At 59.7% G+C, this 21,383-nt stretch carries 19 protein-coding genes and 1 tRNA gene; 11 read left to right on the top strand and 9 right to left on the bottom strand.

The genetic code is table 11. The features are described 5' to 3' along the window. Positions 1 to 10 precede the first annotated feature (10 nt). A complete protein-coding gene (locus tag K9U38_RS06070; protein WP_224493437.1) occupies positions 11 to 1,354 on the top strand; it encodes a TIGR03808 family TAT-translocated repetitive protein in 1,344 nt (447 codons plus the stop codon). On the opposite strand, the gene K9U38_RS06065 is transcribed toward K9U38_RS06070, so the two are convergent. Further along, complete coding sequence (locus tag K9U38_RS06065; RefSeq protein ID WP_224493517.1) at positions 1,347 to 2,369, bottom strand: asparaginase; 1,023 nt, start codon at positions 2,367 to 2,369, stop codon at positions 1,347 to 1,349. The genes K9U38_RS06070 and K9U38_RS06065 overlap by 8 nt on opposite strands. 419 nt (positions 2,370 to 2,788) lie before the next feature. Between K9U38_RS06065 and K9U38_RS06060 the strand changes: the two genes are divergently transcribed. Both K9U38_RS06060 and K9U38_RS06055 read left to right on the top strand, forming a co-directional pair. Beyond that, positions 2,789 to 4,339, top strand: coding sequence for an amino acid permease (locus tag K9U38_RS06060; RefSeq protein ID WP_224493436.1), 1,551 nt, complete (start codon positions 2,789 to 2,791; stop codon positions 4,337 to 4,339). Further along, positions 4,336 to 5,340, top strand: a complete 1,005-nt coding sequence (locus K9U38_RS06055; RefSeq protein WP_224493435.1) for a mechanosensitive ion channel family protein — start codon at positions 4,336 to 4,338, stop codon at positions 5,338 to 5,340. The genes K9U38_RS06060 and K9U38_RS06055 overlap by 4 nt, the downstream gene beginning before the upstream one ends. Here K9U38_RS06055 and K9U38_RS06050 read toward each other — a convergent pair. After that, on the bottom strand, positions 5,333 to 6,499 hold the full coding sequence (locus tag K9U38_RS06050; protein ID WP_224493434.1) for an acetyl-CoA acetyltransferase: 1,167 nt from the start codon (positions 6,497 to 6,499) through the stop codon (positions 5,333 to 5,335). The two genes, K9U38_RS06055 and K9U38_RS06050, sit on opposite strands and share 8 nt — an antisense overlap. Positions 6,500 to 6,776: 277 nt before the next feature. Between K9U38_RS06050 and betI the strand changes: the two genes are divergently transcribed. The 4 genes from betI (at position 6,777) to betB (ending at position 12,293) form a co-directional block, all read left to right on the top strand. After that, the gene (betI, locus tag K9U38_RS06045) at positions 6,777 to 7,370 is read left to right on the top strand and encodes a transcriptional regulator BetI (RefSeq protein WP_224493433.1); all 594 of its coding nucleotides are present in this window, start codon (positions 6,777 to 6,779) and stop codon (positions 7,368 to 7,370) included. Then, the gene (gene betC / locus K9U38_RS06040; RefSeq protein ID WP_224493432.1) at positions 7,367 to 8,890 is read left to right on the top strand and encodes a choline-sulfatase; all 1,524 of its coding nucleotides are present in this window, start codon (positions 7,367 to 7,369) and stop codon (positions 8,888 to 8,890) included. The genes betI and betC overlap by 4 nt, the downstream gene beginning before the upstream one ends. An 18-nt stretch (positions 8,891 to 8,908) precedes the next feature. Beyond that, positions 8,909 to 10,558 (top strand): choline dehydrogenase, encoded by a 1,650-nt coding sequence (gene betA / locus K9U38_RS06035; protein WP_224493431.1) that lies wholly within the window; start codon positions 8,909 to 8,911, stop codon positions 10,556 to 10,558. A gap of 271 nt (positions 10,559 to 10,829) precedes the next feature. After that, a complete protein-coding gene (gene betB, locus K9U38_RS06030; RefSeq protein WP_224493430.1) occupies positions 10,830 to 12,293 on the top strand; it encodes a betaine-aldehyde dehydrogenase in 1,464 nt (487 codons plus the stop codon). 205 nt (positions 12,294 to 12,498) lie between these two features. Here the strand turns inward: betB and K9U38_RS06025 are convergent, their stop codons facing one another. Then, entirely contained in the window at positions 12,499 to 14,742 is a 2,244-nt protein-coding gene (locus K9U38_RS06025; protein ID WP_224493429.1) for an AGE family epimerase/isomerase, read from the bottom strand. Between the two features lie 198 nt (positions 14,743 to 14,940). Between K9U38_RS06025 and K9U38_RS06020 the strand changes: the two genes are divergently transcribed. The 4 genes from K9U38_RS06020 (at position 14,941) to K9U38_RS06010 (ending at position 17,199) form a co-directional block, all read left to right on the top strand. Then, a tRNA-Pro gene (locus tag K9U38_RS06020) sits at positions 14,941 to 15,017 on the top strand. Positions 15,018 to 15,193: 176 nt separating this feature from the next. Beyond that, positions 15,194 to 16,171: a calcium-binding protein gene (locus K9U38_RS06015; protein WP_224493428.1), complete on the top strand. Its 978-nt coding sequence runs from the start codon at positions 15,194 to 15,196 to the stop codon at positions 16,169 to 16,171. 649 nt (positions 16,172 to 16,820) lie between these two features. After that, positions 16,821 to 16,949, top strand: a complete 129-nt coding sequence (locus K9U38_RS21970) for a hypothetical protein (RefSeq protein ID WP_255606970.1) — start codon at positions 16,821 to 16,823, stop codon at positions 16,947 to 16,949. A 97-nt stretch (positions 16,950 to 17,046) separates the two neighbouring features. Beyond that, a complete protein-coding gene (locus tag K9U38_RS06010; protein WP_224493427.1) occupies positions 17,047 to 17,199 on the top strand; it encodes a hypothetical protein in 153 nt (50 codons plus the stop codon). A gap of 5 nt (positions 17,200 to 17,204) precedes the next feature. Here the strand turns inward: K9U38_RS06010 and K9U38_RS06005 are convergent, their stop codons facing one another. The 6 genes from K9U38_RS06005 to K9U38_RS05980 are packed head-to-tail and all read right to left on the bottom strand — an operon-like array spanning position 17,205 to position 21,295. Beyond that, positions 17,205 to 17,981 (bottom strand): ATP-binding cassette domain-containing protein, encoded by a 777-nt coding sequence (locus K9U38_RS06005; protein ID WP_224493516.1) that lies wholly within the window; start codon positions 17,979 to 17,981, stop codon positions 17,205 to 17,207. Continuing rightward, entirely contained in the window at positions 17,981 to 18,799 is an 819-nt protein-coding gene (locus K9U38_RS06000; protein ID WP_224493426.1) for an ABC transporter ATP-binding protein, read from the bottom strand. The genes K9U38_RS06005 and K9U38_RS06000 overlap by 1 nt, the downstream gene beginning before the upstream one ends. Further along, entirely contained in the window at positions 18,796 to 19,611 is an 816-nt protein-coding gene (locus K9U38_RS05995) for an ABC transporter permease (RefSeq protein WP_224493425.1), read from the bottom strand. Before K9U38_RS05995 ends, K9U38_RS06000 begins: the two co-directional genes overlap by 4 nt. After that, positions 19,608 to 20,621, bottom strand: a complete 1,014-nt coding sequence (locus K9U38_RS05990; RefSeq protein WP_224493424.1) for an ABC transporter permease — start codon at positions 20,619 to 20,621, stop codon at positions 19,608 to 19,610. Before K9U38_RS05990 ends, K9U38_RS05995 begins: the two co-directional genes overlap by 4 nt. Positions 20,622 to 20,672: 51 nt before the next feature. Continuing rightward, positions 20,673 to 21,005: a hypothetical protein gene (locus K9U38_RS05985; protein ID WP_224493423.1), complete on the bottom strand. Its 333-nt coding sequence runs from the start codon at positions 21,003 to 21,005 to the stop codon at positions 20,673 to 20,675. Then, a complete protein-coding gene (locus tag K9U38_RS05980) occupies positions 21,002 to 21,295 on the bottom strand; it encodes a hypothetical protein (protein WP_224493422.1) in 294 nt (97 codons plus the stop codon). Before K9U38_RS05980 ends, K9U38_RS05985 begins: the two co-directional genes overlap by 4 nt. Positions 21,296 to 21,383: the final 88 nt, after the last annotated feature.

Genomic DNA, 21,383 nt, shown 5'->3' with positions numbered 1-21,383 from the left:
GAATAATACAATGATAGACCGACGTCGTGTTCTTGCGGGTCTGGCTGGGCTTGCCAGCGGCAATATTGTGCTGGGCATCGCCAGTGCGCAAACGCCATCAGGATTGATGAATGCCGGCGACTTTGGCCTGCAAGCAGGTTCACCAGACGATCAGTCGGCCAAGCTCAGCGCCCTTTTGGCGCAGGCGAGTTCGTCCGGACAGCAGGTTTTCCTTCCACCGGGTACCTATGTTGTTTCGGACATCCAGTTGCCGGCCTATGTCAATCTCGCGGGCGTACCAGGACAATCAAGGCTGGTGTTCGGCGGCTACAGGGGCTTTCTGAAAGCCAGTGGAAGCGAACGCATACAGCTTTCCGGCATCGTCGCCGATGGTGACGACAGGCCCTTGGGCGAAGGCTCGGGCGGCCTCATCGAAGCCGGCAACGTCAGTCATCTCATCCTCGACAATTGTGACATTGTTGGCGCACGCAAGAATGCCATCGACCTGTTCAAATGCGGCGGGCGCGTCGAGCGCAACCGAATCTCCGGTGCCAGCGACGCGGCAATCTTTGCTGCCGATTCAGGCGGTTTGCAGATCACCGGTAATGAAATCAGTGATTGCGGCAATGGCGGCATTCTTGTCCAGCGTTATGAGCAGGGCCGCGACGGCACGATCATTGCCGGCAATCGCGTCTCCAGGATCAGGGCGGACAGCGGGGGTACCGGCCAGAACGGCAATGCGATCAACGTCTTCCGTGCCGACAATGTGGTCGTGGCCAACAATATCGTGAGCGACAGCGCCTTCAGCGCGATCCGCGGCAATACGGCAAGCAATCTCCAGGTCACCGCCAACAATTGCACTGCCAGCGGCGAAACCGCGATCTATTCGGAGTTTGGCTTCGTTGGCGCGGTGATTGCCAACAATCTGGTGGACGGCGCTGCCAACGGCATTTCGATGGTGAATTTCGACGGCGGCGGGCGCATGGGAACATGTAGCGGCAATCTTGTCCGCAACCTTTCGACCAAGGGGCCCTATCCAGCCACGTTTGGCGTTGGCATTGCGGTGGAGGCGGATATCGCCGTCACCGGCAATGTCATCGAAAATGCCCCCCTCTACGGCATCCAGCTCGGCTGGGGTCCCTATATGCGCAACCTTGTCGCCACCGGCAACATAATCCGCACGTCTGGCGAAGGCATCTATGTCAGTGTCGTCAAGGGTGTCGGCGCAGCAGTCATCACCGGCAATATCATCCAGAGCGCCAGCAATGGCGGGATCGTCGGTCACAGCTGGTCGGATACTACGGTCAAGGACCTGACGCGAAAGAGCGTCGCGGACTATCCCAATCTGATCGTCGCGCAGAATGTCATCAATTGATGTCGGCGTCGGTCAATATTTCCGTGGGGCTGATCACACCATAGGTAATGCCATTCCAGTTGCGCATTTCGCGGTCGGCAAACCGGTCGAGCTTGGACTCCAGTTCCGGTTCATCGCGGAAAATCCGCGCCAGAACTGTGGCAATGATCGCCTCCGATGCACGTGTGCCGCCATCATCGCATTTGAGCGCGATGCCGAGCCCCAGTTCCGGCACAGCGCCAACGAAGACGCCTTCTGCCCCGGTCTTCACGAAAATCCGTCCCGGTGCCATCTGCATCAGTTCCGTGCAGGCACGATGGGTTCCCGCCACGTAGAATGGCGCGGCCATCGCCGCATCCACCAGGCGCCGGGCGGCCTTGGCACGGACCGGTTCAAGCCCGGTCCCTGTCGCCATACGGGCAAAGCCGTGCGCAAGGTTCCTGAGGGGAATCGCATAGGTGGGAATGGAGCAGCCATCCGTGCCGCAATGATCCAGCGTGTGGGCAGCGCCCGTCACGCTCTCCATCGCATCACGGACCATGTCCTGTTCCGGCGATCCCAGGGCGGAATATCCGCGTGTCTCAATTCCCAAATGACGGCAGGTGCACAGGAAACCCGCATGCTTGCCCGAACAATTGTTATGCAGCGGCGTCGGCTCTTCGGCGCTTCGCGCCAGCGCGATCAGAACCGGTTGCTGGAAAGGCCAATGCGACCCGCATTCGAGTGCCGAGACATCGAGCCCGGCCCGGGCAAGCATATCGGCGGCCTTCTTCACATGCTCCGGCTCGCCCGAATGGGAAGCGCAGGCCATTGCGAGTTCCTCATTGCCGAAGTGATAGGCATCCGCTGCCCCGCTCTCGACAAGCGGTAGCGCCTGCATGGCCTTGATCGCCGAGCGCGGAAATGTCGGACGTTCGATGTCGCCTAGCGAGAAAACAATCTTGCCGTCACCATCGGTGACGATCACCGAGCCGCGATGGCGGCTTTCGACAGTTTCACCCCGAAAAACTTCAACCAGAACCGGATTGCTCATGATACCCAACTTTTCCACGAATCTGGCCAAAGCCAGCCTGAATTGATGCCCTTATAGGCTGCTCTGTTCGCCATTCCAATGGAGAAACTGCGCGATCAGGTTCCCCGACCAGTTGCCAATCCCGAACCTTATGGTCTTTCTTGCTCGCCTCTTGCCGCACCGCAGGCGTCGCTCAGCAAACTCGACAACAATTTCATAGGCCTGGCCACGAGGTCGCATTCTGATTCCGGAACTTGAAGTATCGCGACAGGACAAGACCCACGCCCAGTCAAGAGATCCATTTCCTCAGTAGTTCATGGTCGGACTAGATCGTTTTTCGTATCTTTTACTTTGGCAATATACCGGAATGATGTATACTTGGACCAAGAACAGAGCGAAAATGGGCAGTTGCTCTGTGGCCAATGTTGTGGGGAGGCATGGCCATGCTGTCGAATGCCATTGTCCATTCCAAACTTGCCAGCAACAGTCCGGAATCATTGTCGATGCCTCCGGAGGCAGTGCAGGCACCTTCGATTGCCCCACCCAGATTGGCCGGGCCCGTGCTTCTGTGCGGCTTTGCGGTCAGTGCAGTGATATCTGGACAGTTCGCAGGCTGGAACCCCGGTCTTTCGGAGGGCGGCTTCGGCGGCATGCTGGTAGCAACCCTGCTGATTACGCTGATGTATGGCTGCCTGACGTTGACCTTGGCGGAACTGTGCGCGGCGATGCCGTTTACCGGAGGAGCTTACGCATACTCCCGTGCCGTATTCGGCAGGTGGGGCGGATTACTGGCGGGAGTGTCCCAGATCCTCGAATATGTCGCAGCCCTCGCCACCATCCTTGTCGCCATAGGCATACAGGTGAACATCGCAATATTTTCGGCGAGTGCAACAAGGCTCCCGGAACCACTGGTTTGGTTGCTGGTGGCGCTCTTCTTTGCGGCGCTCAACGCCGGCGGCAAGCGATTGTTTTTCCGGACCGCTCTTTGCTTGGCAGCGTCCTCTCTTGCGGTTCTGGCGATTTTCTGGATCAGCGCTATCCCCAATATGCGTTGGGTGCGACTTCTGAGCATACCGACGACCGACACCAACAGCGCATGGCTTCCGAACGGCCTGATGGGAATAGCTTGGGCCATGCCATTTGCCATCTGGTTTTACCTCGCAATTGAGGCCGTATCGCTAGCACCCGAAGATAGCCGTGTTCCAGGTAAGGATGTTCCAAAGGGCTTGATCTGGGGGTTTTGCATCTTGGTCGTTGCAACTCTTGCAACGCTCACCATCAATACCGGAGGCCCGCCTGGCGCCGCTGCGATTGCTGTTTCGGAGAGCCCGCTTTTGTTGGGTATGCAAAGTACGCGGTCGTTGGCAAAGCATCCGGAACTTCTAAACCTGATCGTAATGTTCGGCACCCTGGCCAGCTACCACGCAGTGCTCTATGCCGCTGCGCGCAGCTTTTTCTGCATCGCCCGCTCCGGCTATATGCCAAAGGCATTGGCAGGATTGTCTATGCGGGGAACGCCGCTCATAGCCATCCTCGTGTCGACGCTTCTTGCCCTCGCCCTCGTCACTGTCTCACTCATACTTCCTGACAAGGTTTCGGTCATCGCCATTCTGCTCAATGTATCGGTGTTTGGCGCGCTGGTGTCCTACGCAATGATCTTCCTTGCCTTTATCATCCTCAGAGCCAGGCACAAGGACATGCCTCGACCGTTCATCAGCCCCGTTGGCGTGGCCGGGGCGATGACAGGACTTCTGGTCACGCTCGTCACAACTGTTCTGATGTTCACCAATGAGACCTTTCACTATGCATTGTTCCTTTGCGTCATCTTCTATCTCTTGAGCTTAGTCATATATCTGATCTTCCGGAGAACGCATGTTGACCCGAATGCACCGGAAGAAGCATTTGCATCACTTCTGTCCAAAGAATTTGAAAAGGTGGCCGACGCGCCAGCGCGCGGACGTCGGGCCAGACGGCCGCGCGGACGCCGGCCATGAATCCCGCGCTCCCGAACAGCCTGAGCACGATATTGCAGCTTGCGGCGATCCTCATCCTGCTAACGGCAACGCTCGGTACACTGCTCAGTGTTCTCGTCACGGGGCGAAAAGGTCTGACCCAACTCGGCTTCCAATTTTCACTTCTGCTTTTCGCGCTGTATGCAGCACAGGATTGGGTCTATCCATTGGTCTTCTCGACAATTTTCGACGGCGTCCAGCAGTTTTCCGGCATTGCGGCTGCGCTGTGCATCATGACCGCTGCGTTCAGTATCAACATGATGTTGAAGGCGTATGTCTGGGATGGTCATCTATTCGGCCATGATGCGCCCGTGCCGCAATTGCTCGCGGTGCTGGTCCAGGGCATGATCTATCTCATTGCCGTCCTGATCGTTCTGCAATTCGTTTACGGGCAGTCGATCACTGCCCTTGCCACATTGTCGGGGGCCGCAGCGGTCATTTTGGGTTTTTCGGCACAATCCACACTCGGCGAGATGTTTGCTGGCATTGCCATTTCGGTTTCTCGACCCTTCAAGGTGGGAGACTGGATCAAGATCGGCGAGACGCACGAGGGAAAGGTTGTCGACCAGACCTGGCGCCACGTGCAGATAAGGATGTGGGACGGTTGCACCCTGAACGTGCCCAACCGGGTTATTGCGGAGTCGACGATCAAAAATCTTTCCTCCGGGCACGGGCGCCGCATCTGCCTCGCCGAAGTCATCCGGCTTGATCCCGAAATGGCCCCGGACGTTGCGACAAAAATGCTCCTGAGCGCCATAAGGCAAACGCATGCCGCGTTGGAAGAGCCGGGACCGGAGGTCTTTTATCGCGGGATGAAGAACGGCAAGGCCGAGTATATCTTCGGTTACTTCATTGATGACTACGGCGCGCGGCTAGCGCGAAACGACAAGCTTTGGCGCGCAATCGCCAAGGCGTTCCCCGAATGGCGCGATGATCCTCTCCCTCCATGGCGCAAGCCTCAAACCGAACAGTCTACTACTTGATCCGCTCCAGCACCGACACATAGTTGGCCACGGCGGCACCGCCCATATTGAAGATGCCTGCAAGCTTGGCGTCCGGCACCTGGATGCCGCCTGCCTCCGCGGTCAGCTGCATCGCCGACAGGACGTGCATGGACACGCCGCTCGCACCGATGGGGTGTCCCTTGGCCTTGAGTCCGCCGGATGGGTTCACCGGCAGGCGACCACCCATTTCCGTCTGCCCTTCCATCGCCACTCGGGCACCCTCGCCAGGCTTGGCAAGGCCCATTGCCTCGTACTCGATCAGTTCTGCAATGGTGAAGCAGTCATGGGTTTCCACGAACGACAGGTCGTCGATCGTCACGCCAGCCTGGTTCAATGCACGCTTCCAGCCTTCCGCGCAGCCTTCGAACTGCAGGATGTCGCGCTTGGAAATCGGCAGGAAATCCTGCACATGGCTTGCCGCCCTGAACGCCACGGCGCGCTTCATTTTGAGGGCGGTCTGTGTGTCGGTCAGCACCAATGCTGCGGCGCCATCGGATACCAGCGAACAATCTGTCCGCTTGAGCGGCCCGGCGACGAACGGGTTCTTCTCGCTCTCCTGACGGCAGAACTCGAAACCCAGATCCTTGCGCATCTGAGCGTAGGGGTTGTTGACCCCGTTCTTGTGATTCTTGGCGGCGATCTTCGCAAGCGCGTCTGACTGGTCGCCATACTTCTGGAAATAGGCGGCAGCGATCTGCCCGAACACGCCGGCGAAACCTGCCGGAATATCTCCCTCTTCCGGCAGGTAGGACGCCTTGAGCAGATTCTTGCCGATTTCCGGTCCGGGCGTCGACGTCATCTTTTCGACCCCCACCACGAGAACCACCTTCGCCGCTCCGGCCCGAATGGTCTTGATGCCCTGATGCACCGCCGCCGATCCGGTGGCGCAAGCGTTTTCAACACGCGTCGCCGGCTTGAAGCGGAAGGCATCGCTCGCCTGCAGAACAAGGCTCGCAGTGAAATCCTGTGGGGAGAAACCGGCATTGAAATGACCGAGCACGATTTCGTCCACGTCTTCCGGACCAATGCTGGCATGCTCCAGCGCGCCGATCGCGGCCTTGACGATCAGGCTCTCGACGGTCTCACCCTCCAGCTTTCCGAACGGCAGATGGGACCATCCAACGATACAGGCTGTCATCGCATTTCCTCCAATATGTCTTATCTGTTGACCTAACCATGGACCGCTCGCAGTTCAAGGTAAAGTGGTTTGAATCGCAGAATTGTGAGGCTCTTTAGTTGAGACGCCATAGAGCCCAGCCACTTTGAGCGATGTCAATTCAACCCAAGTCGGTTGTCCCAATTGAGATCAATACCATGTCGCCAAACGACCCCACCACGCAGGGCGCGTCCTTCCACTTTTTTCTTGATTGACCAGTCAATCAAGAATAATATGCGTAAAAACAAGGTCTCCCATCATGCCCAAAGTCGGAATGGAACCGCTGCGCAGGCGCGAGTTGATCGATGCTGCAATCCGCACCATCGGCCAGCGCGGTTCGCTTGACGTCACGGTTGCGGAGATTGCCCATGAGGCAGGCGTGTCGCCTGCCCTCGCGCACCATTATTTTGGAGGCAAGGAACAGCTGATCCTTGCCACGATGCGGCATCTTTTGAAGGAACTCGGCCACGATCTCGCAAGAGCGCTGCAGACGGCCGACACCCCATCCGCCCGCATCGCCGCAGTAATCGCCGTCAACTTCTCCGCTTCGCAGTTTGCGCCGGAAACAGTCGGGGCATGGCTGACCTTCTACGTTCACGCACAGCGATCGGAAGACACGCGCCGCCTGCTTCGGGTCTATGCGCGGCGCATGCACTCCAATCTCGTCCATGGGTTGCAGCAACTGACGAGCAGGGCAATGGCAACGCAGATTGCCGAGGGTACCGGCGCCATGATCGACGGGCTCTATATCCGCCATGCGCTGCGCAATGGCGCGCCTGAGGCAGCGAGCGCCATTGCGCTCGTGGAAGATTATGTCACGACCAAACTAGCCGCCGCCGGAGTATCGCAATGACCAGGCCGAATATCCTCATCCTGATGGTTGATCAGTTGAACGGAACGCTGTTTCCGGATGGCCCGGCCGAGTTCGTTCATGCACCGCATCTGAAGGCCCTCGCACAACGCTCGGCGCGATTCGCCAATAGCTACACGGCGTCACCGCTCTGCGCCCCGGCCCGCGCCTCCTTGATGTCCGGCCAATTGCCGTCCCGCACCCGGGTCTATGACAATGCCGCCGAGTTCGCCTCCGATATCCCGACCTATGCCCATCATCTGCGCCGTGCGGGCTATTACACCGGCCTTTCCGGCAAGATGCATTTCGTCGGCCCGGACCAGCTGCACGGTCTGGAAGAGCGTCTGACCACCGACATCTACCCTGCCGATTTTGGCTGGACACCCGACTATCGCAAGCCGGGCGAACGCATCGACTGGTGGTACCACAATCTCGGCTCGGTCACCGGCGCGGGTGTTGCCGAGATTACCAACCAGATGGAATATGATGACGAGGTGGCTTTCCATGCCCGCCAGAAGCTCTACCAGCTGTCACGCGAATCCGATGATGAATCGCGTCGCCCATGGTGCCTGACGGTTTCGTTCACCCATCCGCACGACCCTTATGTGGCGCGCCGCAAATACTGGGATCTTTACGAGGGCTCTCCGGCGCTCGATCCGGTGGTTGGCGGCATCCCCTATGAAGAACAGGACCCGCATGCGCAACGTCTGATGGATGCCTGTGAGCATCGTGAATTTGACATCTCGCCGGAACAGGTCCGGCGGGCACGCCAGGGCTATCTTGCGAACATCTCCTATATTGACGACAAGATCGGCGAGATCCTCGAAGTGCTACGCACGACGCGCATGCTCGAGGACACGATCATCGTCTTCACTTCCGACCATGGCGACATGCTCGGCGAACGTGGCCTCTGGTTCAAGATGAACTTCTTCGAGGGTTCCGTTCGCGTTCCCCTGATGATCGCCGGCAAGGGGATCGAGCCCCGGTTGATCCAGGAGCCAGTGTCCACCCTAGACATCAACCCCACGCTTGCGGCGCTAGGCGGCATCGACATTGCGGACGTTCTGCCGTGGACCGATGGTGAAGATCTGACACCCCTCATGCAGGGCAAGCGCCGCGCTGGACCGGTGCTGATGGAATATGCGGCCGAGGGCTCCAATGCGCCGCTCGTTTGCATCCGGGAAGGCCAATACAAGTTCGTCCATTGTGAGATCGATCCGCCGCAACTGTTTGATCTTGAATCGGATCCCCATGAATTGACCAATCTCGCCGCTGATCCGGCATGTGCCGGACTGCTGGCCGACTTCATGGCCAAGGTCCGCAATCGCTGGGACATGCACGCATTCGACGCTGCGGTGCGCGAGAGCCAGGCGCGGCGCTGGGTGGTCTACGAAGCATTGCGCAACGGCTCTTACTACCCGTGGGACTATCAGCCGCTGCAGAAGGCATCGGAGCGCTATATGCGCAACCACATGGATTTGAACGTTCTGGAAGAGAATGCCCGCTATCCGCGTGGCGAGTGAGTGAGCAAGGCCACGGCAATGGAAGCAGATTTCGTAATTGTTGGCTCTGGTTCTGCGGGTTCCGCCATGGCGTACCGCCTGTCCGAGGACGGCAAGCATTCGGTCATCGTCATCGAGTTTGGCGGCACCGATATTGGCCCCTTCATCCAGATGCCAGCTGCCCTTTCCTTCCCGATGAATATGAGCACCTATGACTGGGGCTTTGCCTCCGAGCCGGAGCCGCATCTCGGCGGGCGCAGGCTGGTGACGCCACGCGGCAAGGTTATCGGCGGTTCGTCCTCGATCAACGGCATGGTCTATGTGCGTGGCCACGCACATGATTTTGACCATTGGGCGGAAAGCGGCGCGGCCGGCTGGTCCTATGCGGATGTGCTGCCCTATTTCAAGCGTATGGAGAATTCGCATGGCGGCGAAGCCGGCTGGCGCGGCACGAAGGGTCCGTTGAACGTGCAACGCGGAAGGCGCGACAATCCCCTGTTCCATGCGTTCGTCGAGGCCGGTCGCGAGGCCGGTTTCGAAGTCACCGACGACTATAACGGCTCCAAGCAGGAAGGCTTCGGCGCAATGGAACAGACCATCCACAAGGGCCGGCGCTGGTCCACGGCAAACGCCTATCTGCGCCCGGCGCTCAAACGGCAAAACGTGAATCTCGTGAACGGTTTCGCCCGGCGTGTGATCATCGAGAATCAACGTGCAACGGGTGTCGAGATCACCCGGCGCGGCCAGACGGAAATCATCCGTGCCCGCCGCGAAGTCATCATTGCCGCCTCCTCCATCAATTCGCCAAAGCTGCTGATGCTGTCCGGCATTGGGCCCGCGGCGCATCTGAGGGAACATGGCGTCCAGGTCATCGCGGATCGGCCAGGCGTTGGCCAGAACCTGCAGGACCACATGGAGGTCTATATCCAGCAGGAGAGCCTCAAGCCGATCACCTTGAACTCCAGGCTCGGACTTTTCTCCAAGGCGATGATCGGCGCCGAATGGCTGTTCTTCAAGAGCGGCCACGGCGCGACGAACCATTTCGAATCTGCCGCCTTCGTGCGCTCGAAGGCTGGCGTCGATTATCCGGATATCCAGTATCATTTCCTGCCTGCCGCCATTCGCTATGACGGCAAGGCGGCGGCGAAGGGCCATGGATTCCAGGCGCATGTCGGTCCGATGCGCTCGAAGTCGCGCGGGAGTGTAACGCTGCGTTCCTCCGATCCATTCGAGAAACCGAAAATCCTTTTCAACTATATGTCACATCCCGATGACTGGACCGACTTCCGCCACGCCGTGCGGCTGACGCGGGAGATCTTCGGCCAGGCGGCACTCGATCCCTACCGCGGTCGCGAGATTTCCCCGGGCAGGCACGTCCAATCGGACGAAGAGATCGACGATTTCCTGCGCGAGCATGCGGAAAGCGCATTCCATCCCTGCGGCACCTGCAAGATGGGAGCGGCATCCGATCCGATGGCGGTGGTCGACCCGCAATGCCGTGTCATTGGCGTCGACAGACTGCGCGTCGCGGATTCCTCGATCTTCCCCAGGGTTACCAACGGCAATCTCAACGGGCCGTCGATCATGACGGGCGAGAAGGCCTCGGACCATATCCTTGGCCGTGATCCCCTGCCCCGATCCAATCAGGAGCCGTGGATCAACCCGCGCTGGCAGGTGAGCGATCGGTGAGAAGAACAGCTTTTTTAAACTGTTTGCGGCGCCGCTATACGTGGTTCGACAAGCGCACCATGAGGGAAACTGTACTTTGCAGGGAGCCAAGATACGCAACATGGATGATCTGTCGTTGCAATCCGCCCATCCGCTCACGGTGAGCTTGTTGAACCCAGCGAAGAGCCGCAACGCAGGCGATTTAAAACTGCAATCCGCCCACCCCCTCATGGTGAGCTTGTCGAACCACGTTCAGCGCCTATGCTGACAGTCTGAAACCCAGGAGAACACCATGCGCGCACAGCCCAAGGCCTCGCATTTCATCAATGGCCGCTTCGTCGAGGACAAAGCGGGCAAGCCGCTCGAAGTGATCTATCCTGCAACCGGCGAGATCATTGCAAAACTCCATGGCGCCACGCCTGCGCTGATCGAGCAGGCAGTCCAGGCCGCAGCGGCTGCCCAACCGGCGTGGGCTGCGCTGAAACCGGTGGAACGCGGCCGCATCCTGCGCCGCGCCGCCGATATCCTGCGCGCCCGCAATGCAGAGATCGCCGAGCTGGAAACGCTGGACACCGGCAAGGCCATCCAGGAGACCCTCGTTGCCGACCCTGCCTCAGCAGCCGATGCCCTTGAATTCTATGGGGGCATCATCGCCGGCTTCAACGGCGAAATGATCGAGCTTGGCGGCTCCTACGCCTATACGAGACGGGAGGCCCTCGGCGTGTGCGTCGGCATCGGCGCCTGGAATTATCCGATCCAGGGCGCCGGATGGAAATCGGCGCCGGCGCTGGCTGCGGGCAACGCCATGATCTTCAAGCCTTCGGAAAACACGCCGCTTACCGCCCTCGCCCTCGCGGAAGTCTACAAGGAAGCCGGCCTTCCCGATGGTCTGTTCAATGTGGTGCAGGGCTTCGGCGACGTCGGATCGCAGCTTGTTGATCATCCGCTGGTCGCCAAGGTCTCGCTGACCGGGTCGGTCCCCACGGGCAGGCGCGTGCTGGCGCAGGCGGGATCGCACATGAAGCACGCCACGATGGAGCTCGGCGGCAAGTCGCCGCTGATCATCTTTGATGATGCCGACGTCGAGAACGCTGTCGGCGGCGCGCTGCTTGGCAACTTCTATTCAACAGGACAGGTCTGCTCCAATGGTACGCGCGTTTTCGTGCAAGGCGGCATCAAGGACCAGTTCCTGGATCGTCTGACCGCGCGCACCAAGGCCATCCGCCTTGGCGATCCGCTCGATCCGGATATCCAACTCGGACCACTCGTCAACGCCGCCCAGCGCGACAAGGTCGTTTCCTATATCGAAAAGGGCAAGGCAGAAGGAGCAACGCTGCACCTTGGCGGCGGCGTCCCGCAGATGCAGGGGTTTGAGGGAGGCTCCTTCGTCGAGCCTACCATCTTTACCAACGTGACCGACGACATGGTCATCGCCCGTGAGGAAATCTTCGGACCAGTGATGGCAGTTCTCGACTTCAAGGACGAGGACGAGGTCATCGCGCGTGCGAACGATACCGAGTTTGGCCTCTCCGCCGGTGTTTTCACCAGAGATCTTGCCCGGGCCCACCGCGTCATCGGCCAGCTCAAGGCCGGTACCTGCTGGATCAACACCTATAATCTCGCGCCGGTCGAGATGCCGTTTGGAGGCTTCAAGCAGTCGGGTGTCGGCCGCGAGAATGGCCTGGCTGCGCTGTATCACTACAGCCAGATCAAGTCCGTCTACGTGGAGACCGGCAAGGTCGAGAGCCCTTACTGATTGTGCAGTGCTGGTTGCGTTTCCATCATGCGTGGTTCGACAAGCTCACCATGAGGGATGTGGAATGATTGCAGGGTGTTAGATTCTGCAGCGCTGGTGATCATCGTGCAGCCCATAAATCTCCCTCACGGTGAGCCTCATCCTGAGCTTGTCGAAGGGCGAACCACGCCATGGGGCTTCTGCAAGTCACGCGGGAAAAGTTGATTCAAGTTTTCTCCACGTAAGCCACATACTGGGTCAGCGCGCAGACAAGGTGGTAAAAGATCGAGGCCGGAACATCTTCGGCCTTGGCCCGTCCTGTCTCATCGATCAGATCGATCCACAGCCCCTTCGGCGCCGGCTCGATATGCCAGCGGAACAGCCGCCCGACGCGCGCCTCGACCTCCGGCTTTAGATCCGGCCCGCCGTTGCCGTCGAGCGCAATGGCCGCTTTGACAGCCTCGGTCTGAGGCCAGCTGCGTGAATTCCTGTCGAGCGGCAAGCCATGGCGCGATACCGCATTGTATGCGAGCTCCGTGGAGCGGTTCAGGCCATTTGCGATGGCAGAGGCGTAAAGCTTCCGTCCGTAACGTACGATATCCTTCTGGCCGGATGCCCGCGCGAAATCCGACAGCAACGATGCCCATTCAAAGTGATGGCCGGGTTCGGTCCACTCGCCCTGTTCGCCCGGCGCCCGTCCCCATTCATTGTTGAAATATTCGCCCAGCGTCCAGGTTTCGGCATCGAACATGTGATGGCGGAAGAGATCGACAATGCGCGCTGCCCTTTGCAGGTAGTCGCGGTTGCCGGTTGCATCATACCAGGCGAGGAATGCCTCGAGCAGGTGCATATGCGGGTTCGAACGGCGCAAGCCCGTGTCGCCCGGTGTCTCGAGAAAACCGGTCAGCCGCGCATCCGCAAGATGCTCGTCAATGAAGGCAAAGGTTTCCGTCCCCAGCGCCAGTGCATCCTTGTGCCCGGCCTTGTGCGCATGGGCCAAAGCCAGCAAGACGCATGACTGGTCATAGGCGTCCTCCGTCGCGTCGAGAACGCTGCCATCGGGATTGAAGGTTTTAACCCAACCGCCATGGCCGGTGCGGCCATTGGCCGTGATGAAGCGGATGCCGTGGTCGATCAGATCGTGGGCCGGTCCGTCCCAGCCCATTTCATGCGCTACGGCAAAGGCATAGATCTGCCGCGCCATGGTACGCATGCGCTTGGTTTTGTGGATCGGAATTGCGTCGAAGGACAGTGCCTCATGGAAGCCGCCGCCCTGCTCGTCAACGCCCACTGTCGACCACAGCGGCAATGTCTCGTCGAACAACCAGTGCCGGACGCGATTGGCGTAGGCGCCGACATGCGGCAGGCGGCCCTGGGCCGGCGTGAACTTGGTCTCGAGCCGGCCCGTCCGTTCCAACTGCTCGACGATCTTGCGCACGTTCTGGCTTTCATTGACCGGCGCCACGAACGTGGCATCGCCGGTCGCCACCACGGCGATGTCACGCAGGCCGACGGCCGACAACAGCCGGCCCTCGCTGCGCAGATAGCTGTGCTCGCAGTCGATGGCGACCACGTCGCCGACGATCACATTGCCATTGCCGTCAACCGAGCCGACTTCAAGCAGGGACTGCCACGATCCGAGGTCGTTCCAGCGGAAGGTCGCCGGCACCAGCGCGATGTCCGAAGCATGCTCCATGATCGCATAGTCGACCGACAGGGAGGGTACGGCGGCGTAGAGATCATGCGGCAGGTAGGTGCCGGAAATATTGGTGTCCGCCGCATCGAGGGCAATGATTGCCTTGTCCCAGATCTCGGCGGCGTGTGCCTTGAACGCATCGCGCATGACGCTGGCGCGGAAAAGGAAAATGCCGGCATTCCAGAGAAAGTGCCCGGATGCGAGATATTCCCTGGCTGTCTGTTCGTTCGGCTTCTCCACGAAACGCACCACGTCGCGCGTAGCCGAAGCATCGGGCTCGACTTCAATATAGCCATAGCCGGTTTCGGGCCTGTCCGGCTGTATGCCGAAGACGACAATACGGCCCGCCTTGGCCGCTTCGATACCGGCCTCGACCGTGTTCCAGAAGTCGCGGTCGGTCGTGATCTCATGATCTGAAGGGACGACAAGCACAAGCTCGTCGCCATGTTCGCGTAAGGTGATTTCGGTTGCCAGAACGACCGCAGAGGCGGTGTTGCGGCCCATGGGCTCGAGTATCGGCCGGCCCCCGGCAAGGTCCACACCGGCAATGTCCTGCTTGATGCGGTCGGCATGGCGTTCGGAGGCCAGCAGATAGACCGGAACTCCCGTTTTTTCCCTGGCGGCCATGCGCTTGATGGTGCGCAGCAGCATTGAACCCTGGCCGGACAGATTGTGGAACTGTTTGGGGAAATCCTCGCGCGACAAAGGCCACAGGCGCGAGCCGACACCACCACTCATGACGAAGCTGATAATGCGTTGTTTGTCTGAAATCATTACATGCTGCCTTGTTGTCCCCGCCAGCATACGGCCAGAGCGTTTCTGTACAATTCGATACAAGACTTTCGGCTCTCATCACAAGGGCCATTCAACTGTTTGTTGAAGCTTGCGCGCTTCCATCGTCATAATTCAAAAAGCAGAGGAAACGACTTGCAGCGGCCGAAACCGGACGTTATATACGCGCGTCACTGGTCACGGAGTGTAGCGCAGCCTGGTAGCGCACGTCGTTCGGGACGACGGGGTCGGAGGTTCGAATCCTCTCACTCCGACCAGTCAATCAGCGGTTCTTCCCGATCCACCCCATAACCCGATTTGATTACATCTCGGGCTAAGTCGGTTTGTTGCCCGTCTCGGCAATGAGGCGTAGGATAAACCGTTGGCTGCAGGATGGCTGGCCCTGGGGAGGATACCGGTTCGTGCAGCCCGTATTGAGGGGGAGGATCAGATCATGCCCTCAGCACTTCCACAATCCATCTTCGATCTTTTGGGTGTCAACAACGGAGGTTGGCTGCCGCCATCCCCACGCAGCACCACTGGCAATGACGACATGAATATCACCCCGACGGGTGCGGCCATCGTCAATGGCGGTCTCGGCAACGACCGTATTACGCTGCATGATGGCGGATTGCTCAATCTTGTCGCCACCGTCAATGGCGGCGATGGCAGCGACCAGATCTTTGGCAACGCTTCTCTGGCCAATGTTCTCAATGGCGGCAACGGCAATGACTATATCCACGGCGGCGCCGGCGTTGATACGCTCTCGGGCGATGCCGGCGCGGATACGCTGAGCTATGAGTTTTCCAATGCTGGCGTCGATGTCGATATGAGCCAGCTTACGGCGCTCGGCGGCATTACTGTCAGCGGCGGCGATGCCAATGGCGATGTCGTTTCCAACAATTTCGAGAATGTCGTTGGCTCGAATTCCGGCGACTCAATCACCGGCAATAACAGCGCCAATGTTCTCATCGGCCTTGGCGGGAATGACTTTATTCAGGGCATCTTTGGCAATGATACACTTATCGGAGGTGTGGGCGACGATCAGTTGCTGGGAGGCCTTGGCAGTGACCTCATAATCGGAGGAACAGGTGCCGACACGCTGTATGGAAACCAGCCTGAGGACCTTCTCGACGGTGACAGCGATACTTTTCGCTTTATGGCCGGGGATGAAATAGCTGGAGATACGATTGGCCTATTTGACCACACCCGCGACTATATCGACCTGAGCCCCATCGATCCTGATGGTGACACCGGCAATGGAAATGGAGCATTCACCGCTGATGACATCACGATTACGACAACGCCTCCCGATGATCCGGACAATCCAAGGGCAATATGGACACATTCCGTCGCGATTGCGGGGCAATCGGGGACACTGACAGTCGAGACTTTTTTCCCGGAACTGAGCATTGACCGCTTCATACTTTGACCGAAGCTGTCTAACCAAAGAAGGGGCGCCCCGCTAACGGCGTCCCCTTCCCCGCCATTGCGGACATGCAATCGAGCAATGCCGCCTGCGGCTGTCCATCCAAATGGCAGCAAGGTACGCGTTCGGCACTGCCTGCTCGGCAACTAGGCCAAACCAAAAAAAGGACCGCCCAGAATAGTAACCGGCTGGGCGGCCCAGGGGGATCGTAGCTGGGAGGGATGAGGCTTTGCCACGACCAGCCCAATCTATATCGGGCGCGCAACAATGGATATTATACTGAAGGTTAAGCTGGCTATTCGGTGGTGTAGGCATGGCACCATATAAGTCCCACGGGATATGATCCCGTTTGCCCCGTGGCGTCACGCGATCAGCTCCGTTCGACCGCCCAAACCTACGGTCCGCCCGGCATTGTCAGGTTCCGTGAGACATTCCCCGGAAAACCGGAACCTATTCCGCCGGCCCGCGTTTTATAACTGTCGGGGAACGTGTTGGGCGAGTTCCACAATGCCACCCCGATACGGGGCTCAGTACCGTTCACAACCAAAACGTGGACAATCTGGGCCCCACTGCCGTGACCGCCCACCCCGGTCACCGTAACGGGACTGGTCCGAATTTCGGGCTGTATCCCAGAAGTCCGGGAGTGTATGCCATGACTGATGATTTCAACGAAGATGAAGACGAGGCTTGGGCGGTACACGACAGTGCAGGATGGTATTTTGGCGTTTTCCTCGCGGGCGTCGTCCTGGCGGCGCTGGTGGGATATGCCGTCTCCCTTTAAAACATATAATGAATTTTAACGATCGCACGGTTTATTGCTGGGCTTCGCCTGCTGATGCAGATTGGTGCGCCTGCCAGCCAACATTTGGAGCCACGCGATGCGAGATCGGGATATCGAGCCTTTGGAATTGCGGGATTTTCTGATCATGGTCGCGATCATGGCAGCGGTGCTGATTGTATTGTGGGCCACCGCATCGGCGATCGTCACCGCCCGACACAATTTCGATGGTCCGCCGGTCGTGGCGCGATAATCTGGTCAAAACATCAGTCGTGGCACCGCATCGATCAGGACACGCGTCGCCTGCGAGCGCGGGTTCGCCAGGACAGCCTCCGTTCCTCCAGCTTCGACGATACGCCCCTCATCCATGACGATCATCCGGTCGGCGAAGGCGCGCACGACCGCGAGATCATGCGAAATGAACAGGTAGGCGGTGCCGGTCTCCTCCTGAAGATCAAGCAGGAGGTTGAGGATTTGCGCCCGCACGGACACGTCCAGCGCGGATACGGGCTCATCGAGCACGACCAGGTCGGGTTTCGTCATGATCGCACGCGCAATGGCGACGCGCTGCCGCTGCCCCCCGGACAATTCCAATGGAAAGCGGGCCATGAAGTCGCCGCTGAGGCCGACACGCTCAAGCGCAGCGCCGATGAGTGCCTCATATTCCGCCTTTGCCGCCAGACCACTGATCCGCAGCGGGTCCTCGAGAATGCGCCTCACATTGGCACGGGGATTGAACGCGGCCAGTGGATCCTGAAAGACCATCTGGAAGCGCCGGCGCAGCGGCCGCAGGAGTTCATCGTGCAGCACGGTGATATCCCGGCCATCAAGGTGAATGGAGCCCTCGTCGGAATCCGCAAGCCGCATGATGAGACGCGCCAGCGTCGTCTTGCCCGATCCGGACGCGCCCACCACTGCCAGCGTTTCCCCGGCCGCGATCGAAAAGCTTACGCCTTTCAGCCCTGCAGTCCCGCGATCGCCGAAGCGTTTGGAGAGGTTGGTTATCTTCAGTATGTCGGGTGAACTTGCAGCAATCAAACCAGGTCATCCCCATTGATTTCGGCAAGCCGCCTGCCACGTGGCGTCTCCAGCGAAATATGCGCGCCGATCAGCGCTTTCGTGTAGGGATGCTCGGGTTTGCCAAGTACCCGGGCGGACGGGCCGCTTTCAACCAGCTTGCCCCTGTAGAGCACGGCAATCTTGTCGGCGCGCTCCGACGCCAAAGCGATATCGTGCGTGACGAACAGCAAGGTCAGGCCGCTCTCCCGCACCAGCTCATCGAGCAGATTGACGATGTGCCATTGCACCACCGTATCGAGTGCGCTGGTGGGCTCGTCCGCAATCAGCAGCGAGGGGTGGCCCGCCAGTGCAGCCGCCAGTGCGATGCGCTGCTTTTGTCCGCCGGAGAATTCATGCGGATAGTTGTTCAGCCGCGAGAGTGCCTTCGGAATGCGGACGCGATCAAGGAGCTCGGCCGCCCGCACACGCGCGGAAATCCACCCCATGCCCTGATGGGTCATGATCACCTCGGCGATCTGGTCGCCGATCTTCATGACCGGATCGAGACTGCCGCCCGGATCTTGAAACAAAACGCCGATGTCCTTGCCAAGCTTCGGCTTCCGGCCGGGTGTTGCATTGCGATCGAGATCAGGAAACTCGATTGATCCGCTGACATGGGCCTGGCGCGGCAGCATTCCTGCAATTGCCATTGCCAGCGTCGATTTTCCGGAACCGCTTTCCCCAATAAGCGCCAGCCTTCCACCCCGTGCGATCTGCAGCGAAACGTCGCTGAGCGCGACGGTGTCGCCGTAGTCGACGCTGAGATTGCGAATGCGGACAGAGGGCTCGGTCATGGTTGCAGCCGCTCCGTTTTCGACAGGCCCCGCCCGAGCAGGTGCACACTCAGCACAGTGACGACGAGTGCGAGGCCGGGGACAATCGAAAGATAAGGCGCGGCGCGCAGCACCGTGCGGCCTTCGGCGATCATGCTGCCCCAGGTCACGCGGTTCGGGTCTCCAAAACCGAGAAACGAGAGCGCCGCCTCAATCAGGATGGCCGCTGCGACCGATATGGCGGCAAGCGAGGCCGTGGGACCGAAGGCGTTGGGCAATATCTCGCGGAACGCAATTTCCAGCGGCCGCATTCCCAGCGTCCGCGCCGCTGCAACGAAGTCCCTTTCGCGCAGCGACAGAACTTCGGCCCGCGTAACCCGTGCCGCCTGCGTCCAGGTGCCAAGGCTGATGGCAAATATCATTGTCGGAATGCTCGGCCCCGTAACGCTGATCGCAGCGAGCGCCAGCAGAAACCCCGGTACCGTCTGGAATGCCTCGGTGATCCGCATCAGAACCGTATCGGCGATTCCTCCGAGAAAGCCTGCCAGCGTGCCAACAGCGCTACCGACGCTTAAGCTGACAGCGGCCGAAAAGAATGCGACGAGCAGTGTCGTGCGTGTTCCGTACAACAAACCGGACAAGACATCACGGCCAAGCCGGTCGGTTCCCAGCGGATGCGATGCGGATGCAAACGGCCGCAGCATCGGTTCGCCGGCAAGGGCCAAGGGGTCTCCCGGAGCGATCAACGGCGCAAGGAGCGCCATGAGAGCAAGGGTTGCGAGAAGAACTGCGCCGGCGCGTCCCTCCGGGTTCAGCTGCCGCCACAGGATCATCGGCCGGCCCTCACGCGCGGATCGAGCTTGCCATAGGCAAGATCGACGAGAAGGTTGGCGATGATGACGGTGATGGCACTGCACAGGATCACCCCCAGCAGCAGCGGCGTATCGCGGCGGGCCACCGCCTCGGCGGCCAGGCGGCCAAAGCCGGGAATGGCAAAGACGCTTTCCACCACGACACTGCCGCCCAGCATGGCTGCGGCCTGCAGCCCCAACATGGTGACGACCGGCAGGACCGCGTTGCGCGCGACATGGTGCCAGACGATGCGCCTGCGAGCGATGCCGCGCGCCTCCAGCGCCTTGACGAAAGGATCGCGCCAGATTTCGCTCATCCGGTCGCGCATGAGCCGCAGGTAGAGCGCGAGATAAACCATGGCGAGCGAGGCAACCGGAAGCACCAGGTGCACAGCGATATCGCCAAGCCGCGCCAGACCTGATTTGCCGGATGCGATGGTCTCGATGCCTCCGATCGGCAACCAGCGGAGGTCAACGGCGAAGATGACGATCAGGACCAGGCCAAGCCAGAATCCGGGTATGGCGTAGAGCGCCAGCGAGCCGATGGAAAGCACCCGGTCGCCAATCGATCCGGGCCTTGCGCCGGCGATCACGCCAAGCAGGGAGCCGAGGAAAAAAGCCAGTGCCGTGGCGCAACCCATCAGCAGCAACGTGACTGGCAGCCGCTCGAGGATGACCGTCCCGACTGGCCGCTCAAAGGCGGTGGACCAGCCGAGGTCACCCTGGACGAGTGCCGACGCATAGGCCTTGAAACGATAGAGCGGCCCTTGGTCGAGGCCCCACTCCGTCCGCAACTGCGCCATCTGTTCGGCGTCCAGGGCGCCGGAGCGAGCCACATAGGAGTCCACCGCATCACCGGACGCAGCCTCGAGCAACAGGAAGCCTCCGATCAGCACCACGCCCAGAACCGGAAGCGCGCTGGCAAGACGTCTCAGGAAAAAGGAAGCGAGAGGCGGCAAGAATGACTCCGGCGGTCGGGCAAAGCTTTTCATGTTCCCTGCCGCTTGTGCCTGTCAACTGAAATATATTTTTGAAGCGAAAGTCTAAAGCTCCATCGGGAATGGTTCGGGTACGAAATATTTGGTGAATTTCATCGCCTCGATCGTGCGGCGCTGCTGTTCGCGAAAATAGTGGGCGAGAGCTGTGCGGTCACGCGCCACCAAGGCTGGAAAAAATGCCGGCACCTGCCTTGGCAATAGCGGCTCGATGAGCGGAATAGCGCGCTCGAGATCGCCGTTGATGATGGCGAGGTGGGCTTGAAGGTAGGAATTGGCGAAGAAATATTCGGATGATCGTGGATCATTAGAGCGCCGCGTCACGAAATCATCGATTGTCTTAATGGCGCGCAGCGCCGGCACTGCTTCATGCTCGATCATGTTGCGCAACAGCTCGACGGATTGGGGATCTGTTTTGAGCCATGGCATTTATTAGGGTTACGCAGCGGCCAACCACCGCTCAGCGGCCAGACATTGCCCAGGTCCAGAAATGTGAGGTTCAGTGCGGTCCGAACCTCGAAGCCGCCCGGTTCCAACTCGCGATCGATACAAATAAATCGCACGACATGGCGTACAGGTAGGATGACCAGCATCCGGCCCATGACTACCAGATCGTCATGGCGGTCAAGCAACGGCCGCATGGCCCATTTGACGTCGCCGGTGGTGGTCATTTCATGGTCGCCGGTTTGAGGGCAGTGATAAGGATGCGATTGACACTGCCGAAATTCCTCCTCACAGATGCTCCGATCTCGATGACCC

This window comes from Phyllobacterium lublinensis, from assembly GCF_020164435.1.
GTDB lineage: Bacteria > Pseudomonadota > Alphaproteobacteria > Rhizobiales > Rhizobiaceae > Phyllobacterium > Phyllobacterium lublinensis.
This window is presented reverse-complemented; position numbering and strand designations above follow the sequence as displayed.